Annotated in this window: 10 protein-coding genes and 2 pseudogenes; 9 read left to right on the plus strand and 3 right to left on the minus strand. The window is 38.2% G+C overall.

Going from position 1 to position 13,826, the window contains the following annotated elements; translation table 11 throughout:
* Window positions 1–21: 21 nt before the first annotated feature.
* Complete coding sequence (locus tag H4J54_RS15185; RefSeq protein ID WP_182191857.1) at window positions 22–1,173, minus strand: acyl-CoA dehydrogenase family protein; 1,152 nt, start codon at window positions 1,171–1,173, stop codon at window positions 22–24.
* A 470-nt stretch (window positions 1,174–1,643) separates the two neighbouring features.
* Between H4J54_RS15185 and H4J54_RS15190 the strand changes: the two genes are divergently transcribed.
* The 7 genes from H4J54_RS15190 (at window position 1,644) to H4J54_RS15220 (ending at window position 9,425) form a co-directional block, all read left to right on the plus strand.
* Entirely contained in the window at window positions 1,644–4,457 is a 2,814-nt protein-coding gene (locus tag H4J54_RS15190; RefSeq protein ID WP_182191858.1) for a TonB-dependent receptor domain-containing protein, read from the plus strand.
* Between the two features lie 267 nt (window positions 4,458–4,724).
* Window positions 4,725–5,279 (plus strand): YbhB/YbcL family Raf kinase inhibitor-like protein, encoded by a 555-nt coding sequence (locus tag H4J54_RS15195; RefSeq protein WP_182191859.1) that lies wholly within the window; start codon window positions 4,725–4,727, stop codon window positions 5,277–5,279.
* A gap of 221 nt (window positions 5,280–5,500) precedes the next feature.
* Window positions 5,501–6,103 (plus strand): flavin reductase family protein, encoded by a 603-nt coding sequence (locus H4J54_RS15200; protein ID WP_182191860.1) that lies wholly within the window; start codon window positions 5,501–5,503, stop codon window positions 6,101–6,103.
* A 178-nt stretch (window positions 6,104–6,281) separates the two neighbouring features.
* Window positions 6,282–6,701, plus strand: coding sequence for a PaaI family thioesterase (locus H4J54_RS15205; protein WP_220464316.1), 420 nt, complete (start codon window positions 6,282–6,284; stop codon window positions 6,699–6,701).
* A 963-nt stretch (window positions 6,702–7,664) separates the two neighbouring features.
* Window positions 7,665–8,435: an ABC transporter substrate-binding protein gene (locus H4J54_RS15210; protein ID WP_182191861.1), complete on the plus strand. Its 771-nt coding sequence runs from the start codon at window positions 7,665–7,667 to the stop codon at window positions 8,433–8,435.
* 386 nt (window positions 8,436–8,821) lie between these two features.
* Window positions 8,822–9,175 (plus strand): hypothetical protein, encoded by a 354-nt coding sequence (locus H4J54_RS15215; RefSeq protein ID WP_182191862.1) that lies wholly within the window; start codon window positions 8,822–8,824, stop codon window positions 9,173–9,175.
* A gap of 1 nt (window position 9,176) precedes the next feature.
* Window positions 9,177–9,425, plus strand: a complete 249-nt coding sequence (locus H4J54_RS15220; RefSeq protein WP_182191863.1) for a hypothetical protein — start codon at window positions 9,177–9,179, stop codon at window positions 9,423–9,425.
* Between the two features lie 21 nt (window positions 9,426–9,446).
* On the opposite strand, the gene H4J54_RS19555 is transcribed toward H4J54_RS15220, so the two are convergent.
* Entirely contained in the window at window positions 9,447–10,049 is a 603-nt protein-coding gene (locus H4J54_RS19555; RefSeq protein ID WP_259367153.1) for a PEP-CTERM sorting domain-containing protein, read from the minus strand.
* Window positions 10,050–10,346: 297 nt separating this feature from the next.
* Here H4J54_RS19555 and H4J54_RS19815 point away from each other — a divergent pair.
* A pseudogene (locus H4J54_RS19815) lies at window positions 10,347–10,469 on the plus strand (efflux RND transporter permease subunit); the annotation flags it as partial.
* A 1,154-nt stretch (window positions 10,470–11,623) separates the two neighbouring features.
* The gene (locus tag H4J54_RS15235) at window positions 11,624–12,334 is read left to right on the plus strand and encodes a PEP_CTERM-anchored TLD domain-containing protein (protein ID WP_182191865.1); all 711 of its coding nucleotides are present in this window, start codon (window positions 11,624–11,626) and stop codon (window positions 12,332–12,334) included.
* Here H4J54_RS15235 and H4J54_RS15240 read toward each other — a convergent pair.
* Window positions 12,308–13,318, minus strand: a pseudogene (locus H4J54_RS15240) (reverse transcriptase domain-containing protein). The gene H4J54_RS15235 and the pseudogene H4J54_RS15240 sit on opposite strands and share 27 nt — an antisense overlap.
* Window positions 13,319–13,826: the final 508 nt, after the last annotated feature.

A 13,826-nucleotide genomic window follows, 5' to 3' on the forward strand; every position in this document is an offset into this window, starting at 1 on the left:
AAATCCTTCGTTGGTCTTAATTTATTGAATGTCTTTGATCATATTTTTGGCAATTATCATTTGTTGGATCTGTGTCGTGCCTTCGTATAATCGAAATAATCTGACGTCACGATAAAGTCTTTCTACGGCGTATTCTGAAATATAGCCAGCACCGCCGTGAATTTGTACCGCTTTGTCAGCGACTCTTCCCACCATTTCTGTGGCAAATAACTTACAACAAGAAGCTTCTGTGGTTATTTTTTTGCCTAAATCTTTTTGTCTTGCGGCATCAAGTACCATGCATTTAGCCGCGTAAGCTTCAGCCTTACTGTCTGCTAACATCACTTGAATCATTTGGTGCTCAGCAATAGGTTTACCAAATTGCGTTCTATCTATAGCGTATCTTAAGGCATCGTCAATTAATCGCTCGGCAATACCGACACTTAATGCTGAAATATGCAGGCGACCTCTGTCTAATACTTTCATTGATGTTATAAAGCCTTTGCCGGCAACACCACCAATAATATTTTCGGCCGGGACACGGCAATTCTCAAAAATAACATCACAGGTATGAGAACCTTGCTGACCCATTTTTTTATCTTTAGGCCCAAGGGTAATACCAGGAGTCGACGCGTCTACTATAAAAGCTGATATTCCTTTAGCGCCTTTAATCGATGGCTCGGTGCGAGCCATCACGGTAAAGGTTCCAGCTCTTGGCGCGTTAGTAATATAACGCTTGGTACCATTAATAATATACTCATCGCCTTGCTTTATTGCCGTTGTTTGCACGGCAGAGGCGTCAGAGCCAACATCGGGTTCAGTTAAACAAAAAGCACCAATAATTTCACCTGAGGCATACTTAGGTAAATAGCTTTGTTTTTGTTTTTCAGTGCCATCAAACACAATAGCGGCCGAGCCAATACCGTTATTAGTACCAATGAGGGAGCGAAAAGCAGGTGATGTTCGACCTAACTCAATAGCGACCAGCGCTTCTTCCTCCATTGTTAGACCTAAACCATCATATTCTTCTGGGATTGTCATACCAAACAAACCCATGGCTTTCATTTCTTGAACAATATCATCTGGAATAGCATCGTTTTCTGCCACTTCATTTTCCGCAGGAACTAACCGCTCTCTAACGAATTTTGAAATACTGTTTAGAAACTGATCCAACATTTCTTGATCTCGAATCATTTTTTAATCTCTATTGTAAAAGCTCTGGGTTCCGCACAGTGGAACATAGGGTTAAATAAATATCAAGGTGTAATTGCAGCTAATCACATTATATTCGCTGACTAAATATTCTCTTACTAGATATTCTCTTACTAGATAATATTAGTTTTATTTTTAGCTTTATATTATTTTTGTTAATGTTAGGTTAAATTGAAATTAGTGGAACCAATGGCTAAATAAAGTGCTTGCATATTCCGCTACGCAGAATTAGTATCACTTAAATCGATTTTTGAAGGCAGTGTTTTTTAGGCTTTTTTACTGAGTCTTTATAACGATTGAATGGCTGAATTATCATGACGATGCAAGTAAAACCTTAAGGGTAATTTAGTGCAGTAAGCAGAAAAATTAATAGCTGTTGGAGAAAAACAGTCATTAATTGAAAATATTATAATCACAATAAAATAAAATAAAATGAATAACAGGGGAAACAAATGAAAAATACCAGACTAAAACGAAACTCCATAACCATCGCGATTAGCGCAGCGCTTGGAATCATGGCAAGTAGTGCTTTGTATGCCGAAGAAGTAAAAGAGATAAACAAAAAAGATATTGAGAAAATCCAAGTGATAGGTTCTCATTTAAAAGGTTCGGCACTAGAAACCTCAGCACCTGTGCAAACGATTAGTCGAGCTGATTTAGAAAAAATTGGCTCTCCCTCTATTGTTGAATTGACTCAGAAATTGTCAATTAGCTCTGGTATTCAAGGTAATTCAAATCAATATGGTTCTAATGGTACTGAAGGGACTTCCAATATCAATTTAAGAGGACTAGGAGCAGGCCGTACCTTAGTGTTAATTAACGGCAAAAGACATACCTTCAACCCTTACGCTATTGTTGATCAACAAATGTTTTATGTTAACACCCAAGACATTCCTTCTATGGCGGTTAAACGAGTCGACATGTTAAAAGAAGGTGCAGCAGCTATATATGGCTCTGATGCCATTGCAGGTGTAGTTAACTTTTCAACCCGAAGTGATTTCGAAGGCCTAGAAATAAAAGCTGACTATAAAAGCTTACAAGATAGTGACGGTGATTACGGCTTAGGTTTCATTTGGGGACTAGGCAATGATGATACGCATTGGGTAACTTCTGTTAGCTATGATAAAACCAATACCATCAACACCAGAGATAAAGATTGGGCGGTACAAGACTTTGCCACTAACCCACAAGGGGGTTGGTCATCAATCGGTAATCCACCATCGATATTTAATGCGGCTTGGCTCGGTGATAATTCACAACCTAAATACTTGATGGATCCTGGCTGTGAATCATTAGGGGGAACTATCGCGGGTGTATGTAAATTCCAATATAGTCCCTATTCAGCTTTGAATGATGGTGATACACATCTGAAAGTATTTAGCGAATTAAGTCACGACTTTAAAAGTGGCGTTAATCTGCATGTTGAAGTGTTATATTCAGAGACTGAGGTGCCTACCACTTATGGCTCACCTTCGTATCCACCACAAAAGCTTGTTGATTTTTCCGACCGTTATGTACCGACTTATCATCCTGCATGGCAAGCATTAGTGGCTGGCAATCCAGAATTTGCTAGTGCTCCTCATCCGTCGTTAGACCGTGTCGCTTATATTGGTCGTACTGTAGGTGTTGAGGGACCCTCAAGTGAAGGTGGTCTAGACTATAAAACTTACCGTATTGCTGCAGATCTAGAAGGTAAATTTGATAATGGCTATAACTGGGAAACTAGTTTTGCTTATTCAAATTCAAAACTTGATTATGTCAGTAACCCAGACACATTAATTGTGCCATTAAAGAATGCGTTATTAGGTTATGGCGGCGATAATTGTGATATGGAAGCAGGTGTGCCAGGTGCCAATGGCTGTTTATACTTTAATCCATTTTCTAACGGCATTGAAACATCGGCTTCTAATGGCGTCACTAATCCAAATTTCAATCCGGCATTAGCCAACTCTCAAGAAGTATTAGATTATGTTTCAGGCACAAGAACTTCACAAAAAGCCACAGAATTATTTGTGCTTGATGGCTTAGTGTCGGGAGACACAGGTTTTGAATTGGATGGTGGCATTGTTGAGTTTGCCGTAGGCGCTCAGTATCGAAATGAGTCTTTTACTAATGAAGTTAATGACTTAGGTAATTTAGCCATAAATCCATGTCCAGTGCTTGGAGAAACAGATTGTGCAAACCCTACTGGTGTTTTTCATTTTCGTAGTGGTGAGCTAAATCAAGATTCATCTCAAAGTATTTTTGCCGTATTTGGTGAGCTTGCGTTACCGGTATCAGACGATTTAAATATGCAAGTTGCTTTGCGATATGAGGATTACGGCGGAGAAGTCGGTAATACCATAGATCCAAAAGTATCAGCGCAATATACCATAAATGATAATTTTTCATTACGTGGCTCTGCTAGTACTACTTTTAGAGGACCAACACTAAATCAATTAGAAGGGACTAATACAACTCTTTCTTATGTGGGGGCTGCAGGTGCTTTTAAAGCCGTAGATACTCAAGGTAATAATGCTTTGGCGCCTGAATCAGCGGTTGCGTTAAACTTTGGCATTATTGGTGAATTTTGGGGCGACCGTTTATTCGCAACAGTTGATTTTTGGTCATTTGATCTAAGCGACCCCATTATTGTTGAAAATTATAATGCGGTATTATCAGCTGCCGTTGCCGGTAAGCAACCTTATGTTGACCAAGTGCGATGGACAGAGCCTGGTAACGCAAAGACAGTAGAGCGAATTGAAACTAATATAATCAATGGTTCTGATGTTAAAACCAGTGGTGTTGATGTGCAATTACGGTTAAATGTTACCGACTACTGGACCTTAAACATGAATGGAACCTATACGGCTGAATACGAAGTCAGTGGCGATGGTTTGTCTGAAACTTTTGACGCGGCTGGTTTCCTGAACAAGACTAACTCGAATCGTCCAATACCCAAGTATAAAGCGACTATGATCAATAGTTTTGATTTTGATAATCACAATGTTAGCTTATCTACTTATTATGTTGGTGATTATAAAGATGAACGAGAGGAGTTATTTACCACTAACACTCGAGGTCAAGTCATTGATAGCCAGGTACAGTTTGATTTAAGTTATAACTATCGCTTTAATGAAGATCAGACCAAATTGAACTTAACCGTGAGTAACTTAACGGATGAAGAGCCTTCTTTTGCTCGTTTAGATTTAAACTATGACCCGTTCACACATAATCCTTTAGGTCGTACTTTTAAATTAAGTGTTGTGCATAAATTTGCTGAATAATCTTTAAAGACAGTATAAAGCTATAGGCACTCAGGCATTTTAGTCGTAAAGGCTTAATGCTGGCTTTATGGACTAAGGAGAAAAATCCGATGAGGTTAATCATCGGATTTTTTATGTATAGGATATAGGGGCATTTTTTTGTTGCAGACAAAAAATAAGGACCTAGATCCATGTAGGTACTGCCAAGATCAAGTCGATGTAAAAGAGTGGCGAATGCCTTTAAGTGGCGTTTTCGAGCAAATTACATAGCTATAAAAAAGGGTTATTATGTTTAATACACTTAAATTTTTTTCAGTTTTATCACTTAGCATTTCATCAACGGCATTTTCAGCGCCGCTGACATTATCTAGTCAGGATATTGCGCAAGGAGAATTTATGGCTAAAACACATGAATTTAAAGGCTATAGTTGTTCAGGAGACGATCTGTCGCCACACCTTAAATGGTCTGGCGCGCCCGAAGGCACAAAAAGTTTTGCCATTACCGCTTATGATCCTGATACAGCGTCAGGTAGTGGTTGGTGGCATTGGCAGGTAATAAATATTCCGCTGACTGTGTTGGAAATACCCAGGGGGGCAGCGAATAAAAAAAATAGTGCCCTTAAAGGTAGTACTCAAATAGAAAATGATTTCAGTATTGCCGCTTTTAGTGGCGCTTGCCCGCCTAAAGGCGACGGTTTACATCACTACCGCTTTACAATACATGCACTTTCGCTAGCGAAAATTGACTTACCAGAAAACGCTTCTGGTGCATTAGCAGGCTACATGATAAATATACACACGATAGAATCAAGTACGATTGAGGCTTTGTACCAACGTGACTAGCTTAAGCAGTTAAAGTAAAACAGCAATAAGTTTGCTAAAGGTTTTGCTAGCGGTAGCGCTGCAAAACCTTTAGTCATTTCTTATTGTAATTTCTTGTTGAAATTTATAGCCTTAATTTATCATAGTCACTTATTTTTTTTAGCGGGAAAACAGCGTATTAGCGGTAAAGAAAGCCTAGAGTATCTGCTGTTAAACTTGAACACTAGGAGATGGAGTAACCAATGATTTTTGATGTCTCAGTATTAGAAAACCAAGAAAAATATCGTCTCCTCAATGGCGGCGTAACGCCCAGACCCATTGCATGGATTAGCACCCGTTCACCCGAGGGTATTGATAATTTAGCCCCTTATTCATTTTTCACTGTTGCCAGCTGTAATCCTCCTGTGCTGCTTTATACCCAGGTAACGCAGCGCAGTGGTATTGAAAAAGATACCTTGCAAAACTTAATGGCAACCGGCGAATGTGTGGTCAATATAGTTAACTCCGCTTTATTAGAAAAAATGAACCTGACCAGTGCCAGTCTTGATAAAGATGAAAGTGAATTCGATTTCGCTAACGTTGAGCGCTGCGCTAGTGAGCAAGTAATGCCGCGCTCAGTGAAAGACTCACCCATACGTTACGAGTGTACCTTAAGAGAAATAATTCCGATCAGTGATTTGCCGACGGGTGGCACGGTTATTCTTTTGGATGTAAAGTGCGTTTATGTCAGAGATGACTTATATGAAGACGGCAATATAAAGCAAGAATTAATTGATTCTGTTGGTAAAATGGGTGGAAATCACTTTAGCTTAACAGCTAAAACTATAGAACTTAAGCGTCCTTAAAATGTTTACTGTCTATTGTTATTGTTTATTGTTTATTGTTGCTGGCTATTATTAGTTACCGCTAATAAGACAATAAAGCGAAATTATTTCAAGGCGTAGGCACACACTAGGCTTGACACGTTAAGCTATTATTCGCCCTTGTCTGGGCTTTTTTGAAGCACTATTTTGGAGAACTATTTTGGCAACTAAGCAAGAAATTGAAAATTTTATGAAAACAGACTTTCCTCAGGCTAAGTGCACTGTTGAAGCTGTTGGCGCACAGTCAGCAAGGGTAAGACACAGGGTTGGATTTGATGAATTAAGGCCAGGTGGTACTGTATCTGGCCCGGTTTTAATGACGGTTGCTGATTGTGCTTTATACGTCGCTATTCTAGGTGAAATAGGCATAGTTGCACTTGCGGTTACCACCAGTCTGACAATTAACTTTATGAGAAAGCCCTCATCAACGAAAGATATTATTGCTAAATGTACTCTGTTAAAAGTGGGGAAGTCACTAATCGTTGGTGAAGTTTCTTTATATTCTGAAGGTGATGAAAAAGCGGTTGCACATGTCGTTGGCACATATTCAATACCAAAACTCAAATCAACCTTATCCTAGTGAGCATTAGTGTAGGAGAACAATAAAGTTGTTTACTGTATCTTTGCTAAAGCCACATTGAGTAGCAACTACTCCATAGGCAATATAAATAAAGTTACATGCCTATGCACTTGGCTCAAGTAACACTGTCATTATGGGAAACCACAACAAATTAACCTAATATTTCACCATATTATATGGTTTGCCGTTATTAAAATTGTAGATTTACAGTCTTTATTGGTGTTCTCATGACACTAGCTGATTAAGCTACATTGGCACAGAGTTATTTACCAATCCCGTTAGTTAATAACTCTGTGCCAATAGCCGAGCAATAAAGTTCTTTACTGTAAATGAAGGGGGTCACTAATAATGACCATTGACCACTAAGAAGTAAGGCTAACAATTGCCATAAAACGGTCGTTCTTTGTGAACCAAATTCATCCCTGCTAAAGGCAGTTTAGATACTTGAGCGGACGTTAGCTTAGCATTTGTTTCTTAAACGACAGCTCTTACGACAGTGATCTTGACCCAAATAAACGACACTAATTTGGCAAAATTTCCTTGCAAGTTCGGCGCTCAACTGAACGTTTAGAGTTAAGATGATTTTTTGGTTTGGATAATGGTGTTTCTTTCAAATTATCTATTATTTTTTTCAAGCCTATTTTCACTTTTAGCAATTAGTTGTTCCAGTTTATTTTGGTTTTAAGGCTCAGAGTTTTAAGTTAAGTGAGTAACGTGGGGAAGAATTCTACTTCTGTTGTTTAAAAAATAAACATGGTAACATCTTGATACTAAGGTCAGTTAAGTGAAAGTAAATAAGGTAGGAGTGACAGTTGGCTAGGTTTCACTTAGTCTCAAATTTTTCCTGCTATTATTTGGACGTTGTTGCTAACCTTTCCTCAATGTTTAGATGAATTAAATTAAGATGGTTTCATAAGGTGCTGATTCAGTGAGTTTTTATTGGTTATTTTTTATTAAGGACATATGGAAAAGACAATATTTTCGTTAATTCTAACCATTATGATGGTGTTATCAACTTCAGCATATTCAGGGGAAGTTCTGATAGCATCAGGGCATAATCAATATCCTCCATTTATGTGGAAAGAGGGGGATAAGATTATAGGGGTAAGTGCAGAGCTAACTTCTATCATATTTGGAGAGCTAGGGATAAAAGTAAATTCAATAGCTGTCGGCCCATGGAAGCGTCTTCAGAAAGTTGCTAAAACTGGGGGGGTTGATTTGATTTTAGGTATATATAAGAATGACGAACGCCTTAAATATCTCATATATCCCAATGAATCATATACCTTAGATCCAGTTGTTATATTTGTTAAAAAAGGAAAATCATTTTCATTTACTGAATGGAAAGATCTTGTGGGTAAACAAGGTGGAGCAATTATAGGTGACTCTTTTGGAAAGGAATTTGACTTATATGCAGAAGATAACCTTAAGGTTTATCAAGTTACAGAAATTAGGCAAGCTCTAAAAATGATTGTTTTAGACCGTCTTGAATATGTAATTCTCGGATTATATTCTGGAAGAACCCAAATGATAGAAATGGGACTCCAAAATGAAATTGAATACTTGCCAAAACCTGTAATTACTCCTGCCGCTTATCAAGCCTTTTCAAATAAATCTAAATTTATCAATCATATAGTATATTTCAATAAAAGGCTTGCTGAGCTAAAAGAAGATGGTACGGTAGGTAAATTAATAGAAAAATATATGGCATACTGGGAAAACACTAGAAAATGAAACATCAAAAGAGAAATTTAACTAGCGTAGCGTAAATGTCGGGGCCACCCCAGTAAATACTATTCAGCACATGGAAACTCAAAGAAATACACATCACATCAAATAGAGTGTCAAAATAGAGTGTCAGGTCTTGCCTTTTGCCTCTATGATGAAGCGCATAAGTTAGGCCAAACAAATTTCAAAAGGAGTTTGAAATGTCTAGACCATTAAGAATGGAATACACAGGCGCGCTTTACCACGTCACTTCGCGTGGTGATCGTTAAGAATATATCTATGAAGAAGATGCAGAACGTAGGCTTTTTCTCTCAGTTTTAGGTGATGTGTGTTTAAGCTACACTGGCGTGAGCAGAATCATTTCAATGGCAAAAGACAAGACTTAACACCCTTTGTTGGCACTAAACCTTAACGCTATCTTTAACTCAACCACACTCAATACAGCCTACTCATGGTTGTGTAAGCAGCGGGTTAATTTTCCCGCCAATGCAGACATCTGGCATCTGCGTTTTCATTGGCACAGGATTCGACAGGAACTGCTAAAAAAACTCAACAAGCAGAATTACACCTTTCTGCCACTGAGCGTGGTGACTAAAGCCGATGGTGAAAGTATTCATGTGTGGTCATCACAAGATGCCCTGGTATTAAAGATGTTAGCCATGGCCTTAGCCGATGCATTGGCATTATCCCCGCACTGTACACATATCAAAGGCCATGGCGGATTATCACGACGTGATGAAAACTGATGTGAAGGGCTACTATGAGACCATTGACCATACAATATTGCTCAGGCCGCTTGATAAAGACATGGCCGACCCGTCTATCTGGCGCTTTTTAGTGCAGGTTGTGAAACGCAGCGTTGAAAGGGGCCGTACGTTTAAGTCTATACCATGCGGTATATCCAGAGGCTGCCCCTTATCGCCGGTTATTGATGATTATCGACAAGGTTGGTTACATGTTTTTATTCAGGCATACGGTCGTCCAGACTGGATATAGACAGTGAAACGCACCTATTACTTAAGCTTGTTTCTTAAAGCGACGTGATGCTAGACCCATTAAACCTAATGCAAAGATAGCAAGGGTTGATGGTTCGGGTACGTGCGTCGCAGCCTCTCCACCAAAGTGAACTTCAGCAAGGCCGACGCCTCCTCGTACAGAAGTATTTGTATTTGTTAGGGTGACGGACATCACGTCGGCTACAGGCGCGAAATTGATTGTGTATAGATCACTGTCGTGAGCGTCCGGGGCTGGATTTGGCATGGAAAAATTATGTGAAGACAATGTGCTACCACCACCACTAGCTGCATTAAAAAAACTTAGGCTCCATTCCGTTGGACTATGGCCATAGTAATCCCAAATATAAGCGGTATCGAGATTAGTAGCAGTATTGAAATCAAACGTCCATGTATTAAATGACTGGTTGGCATAGGTGGATGTTCCGTACCCCCCACTTCCCGGCATAGGTGCTAAATAGGTCGCATCTAATGCATTTTCAATTAGTACATTTGCAGTATTGCTAGCGCTGTTAGATGAAAAAACACTGTCTGGTGTTATAAAAGTTGCCGCGGCACTAGTGGACATGACCAAAAGTAAACCGCCGGTTAAAAATATATTTTTCATTTGATACTCCCTTTAATTCCTTCGTATATTTGTACGCTTGGGTAATTGCTAATTTGATGCGTCATCAAATAAATAATATAAAGCATGTACCATGATAAAGCATTTACCATGCCAAAAATATAATATTATATTATTTCAATAACTTAAAAAATCAGTAATTTTAATGTTTTTAAGTTTGTAAAAGTTTCTGACACTAATCTTTTGAAAAATAGCAATTAATTAGGTAAGCAGTCATGGATATTTGAGCTAATGGCTTAGGTTTGATGTTGATAGGACTTGCTGGCGCTTTGTTATGCGTTTCAGGTGGCCTTGCGTAAAGCATCTACTCAGCGTTTTCGGCCGATAGTCATGACCGGTTTTACCACGGTTTTTAGTGCCCTGCCTCTGGTACTTGCCATAGGAGCCGGGGCAGAAAGTCGATCTTCTAATACAATGTTTTAGCGAGTTTTTTGATTTTCCAGATATATGGATATGTAAAATAAATGGACACATGCATTGGGATAAAAAACCAGTAAACACTGGGCTGAAGGGAATTTCAACTTTTACAGGGCGTTATTGTGTGTAAAAAAACCTGACACTCCTTAATTTGGCTAAAGGTAGGCGTTTGATGGCATGTCAGTAATAATGTTGACTGCACGATATTAGCTTGGTTGAGTCAGATATCATTTTACTGCGAACGACTGCAAAGAGCTTGCAAGAGACGCTGATTTCATTTCTTAACCAGTGCCCTATCGACTGGCAATAAAGCCACCAAAGCGGTCATAGGGTATTACGACAACTGATAGCCATAAGCGGTCATTAGCTTTTGTGTATCCTTGACCATAATTATGGCAATACTAACTGAAATTCCTTGCTCATTTGTGGGTCGGGTTTAAGCTCAAAGCCGACTGTGGAATTCAAATTTTAGATGTTAACAATCAAGCTAAAGTTACAGTTATAAGTCAAAGATCACTTTGACAATATTTAACTTCCCCTAACAACGGATAAAACTCCGTCAGTACGCATATATTAAATTTTATTACCTTGTGCTATTCGAAAATCATTAATATAAGAGCATATGATTTATTAATTAAAATCAATATCTTGTGTTTGTAGTGATAGCAACGAATGACATTTTAAGCCAACTGATTACAAGTCCTTTTGTAGGTGGTGGAAAGCTATTGAATATATTGTTCTGTAGCAGTGTTGAAGTGATGAAATACAACAATTAGCACCACTTAGTTTTAATCAATTACACTACTGAAGTGGCTATTTTAGGTGGCTTAAAGTTAATAATTATAATTCTTGTTGCTATGTTGAAGATGGAATTTAATCATCTAATTATGTTTATATACTAAAACCAATTTAAGTTACAGTTTGTTAATATTATGCCATCAATTCAGCTGATTGATGAGTTGTTTGGTGTCAGGTTATTTTACAGTTTTACATAATTTAAAATTTTTAAATTATCATCACATTGAAATTGTTTGATATTTTAAGTTTGGCATGATTTTTGTATTAATGTGCGGGGATTCATAAATTACTTTAACAACGATTACCTACCAAAATTATGGAAAGGGATATAAGGAACACAAATGAAATTTAAATTTTTAAATGTAGCGCTGGCTAGCCTAGCGATAGCCGTCGGCAGTTTCCCGGCACACTCTGGTATTATAGATGCAAGTAGCGTTTTGCTAGATGATGCTGGCGCTACACAGCTAGAGTCATGGTTAGGTCAAGGTGATCTGGATTGGGATAGCATTTGGTACGGTACGACAGGAGCTACGCCCCAACAGTGGCATGATGGCGTGGATGGCGTACTCGACACGGTATCAATAATGAAAGTTATAGACACAACTGGCGTCGTTTCATTGTTAGGAGGATACACCGACATCGCCTGGGACGCGGACGGGACATATAGCAAAACGGATAATGCATTTATATTCAACCTAACCAACAACTCCCGCCAGTTAGTCAACACCCTAAATGCTAACGTAGCCATAGTAACGTTAGACTCATATTTTCCTACATTCGGGGGCGGACACAATTTGACGGGCGGATACGCTCATGCTATCGGTGTTAATGGTGCAGGTACTCATAGCGCCGGTTACGCAAATAACGCGTCAGCCTACTACAACGGGAACGTAAACATTTTAGGCGGTGCTGGGTTAAGCCAGTTCAAACTCCTTGAGTTAGAGACGGTCACTTTTGCCCAGGCTACTGATGTCCCGGAACCATCGACACTTGCGATTTTTGCATTAGGAATGATTGGTTTAGCATCACGTCGATTTAAGAAACAATCTTAATTCTACTGATTCAGTATCGAAATTAATTATCGACGACGGTATGCCTGAATAAACCCATGTAACCCAATGTTGTCGATAATCATCAATAAGCATCTTCCAGTTTGGTAGATGCTTTTTTTGCTCATAAAGCTGCGTTATTCGACGTATGTGATTTTGTATTGTTCGTATTGAAACCGTTATTTTTTCTTGCCCAAATTGATAACCTAAAAAATCAAAACCATGGCTAATTCTACCAATATCAGTTTTATCAGGGTGTTGTTTTAACTTTAGTATTTCAAAATGTCGGTTGACCGTTTTTATGGCTTTACGTAATTTCCACCTTGTTGGTGATAATACAATAATGTCATCCATGTAACGTCGATAGAAAACAGGTTTATCTTCCATTTATTTATCTAACTCATAAAGGTAAAAATTCGATATCAAAGGGCTTAACGGACAACCTGATGATATACCTTGTTTTATATCTTTAAATAAACCACCTGATTCAACACTTCTTTTTAAGTATTGTGATAATAAGTTCATCACCATTTTATCTTTAATGTAAACCGATAACTTGTCTAACAATATTTCGTGATTGATGGACTCATAATACGATTTAACATCCGTTCTAAATACAAAGGTATTATTCGGTATTTCAGCTTGTATTGAAGTTACTGTTTGTTTACTACCACCATGCCCTTTTAAGTGTGTACACAGCTTAGATGACGGTAAATAATGTGATAACACCAATGATAACAATTTCAATACCACACTATCGATTGATGTCCATAAGTGAATAACTTCACCTGAAGCTTTTGTTACCTTTTGTAGTGGTTGAAAAATGAAACGATTCGTTGATAAATCATGTATTAATTTGGCTTTGATACTTTGCCAATGAAATCGACAATGCCACACATCACTATTAGCAGGGAAGTGTTTGCGTTGTTTGCATAACCAACTAAATGATTCATCCAATAGGTTGGAGTTTGTTAACTCATTTACCATAAGAAATACCTGTAAAGCATCACCATAGGATTAAGTATCCTTTGTTAAAATAGATAGGTAAATACTTCTGGCTAATATCGTTAAATAATTAGCACTACTTGAGTGTAATTCTTCTTTTTAAACCAAAAAAATATTTTTGTCGAGTGACTGCTTTGGTGGCATTGTTCACACTCAGGCTGAACGACTTACTGGCAAAAATCCATCATCAAAAGCCACATATTCACATCTGCTGGGAACGTCCGCTATCGTATCTTTGCTGACTGTTTTGAGGTCGATTTTTCATTCATAAAAACGTCCGGAATGTGGCATTAGTTAGCCTAATAACTCAACACTAAGTCGTTCAATTTTTAGCTTCTAAATTAATCAAATGCTAAAGACTAGACTTAAGTTGACCCTGACCCCAGTTTTAAAGTTGACCCTGACCCCAGTTTTACAAGGCTAGATCCTTGCTTTTTTTTGACATTGAAAATCCCTATGAACGTTGTTAGTGTAAATATATAAAAAGGTA

Origin of the sequence: Colwellia sp. MB3u-8 (assembly GCF_014076985.1) — a bacterium.
GTDB lineage: Bacteria > Pseudomonadota > Gammaproteobacteria > Enterobacterales > Alteromonadaceae > Cognaticolwellia.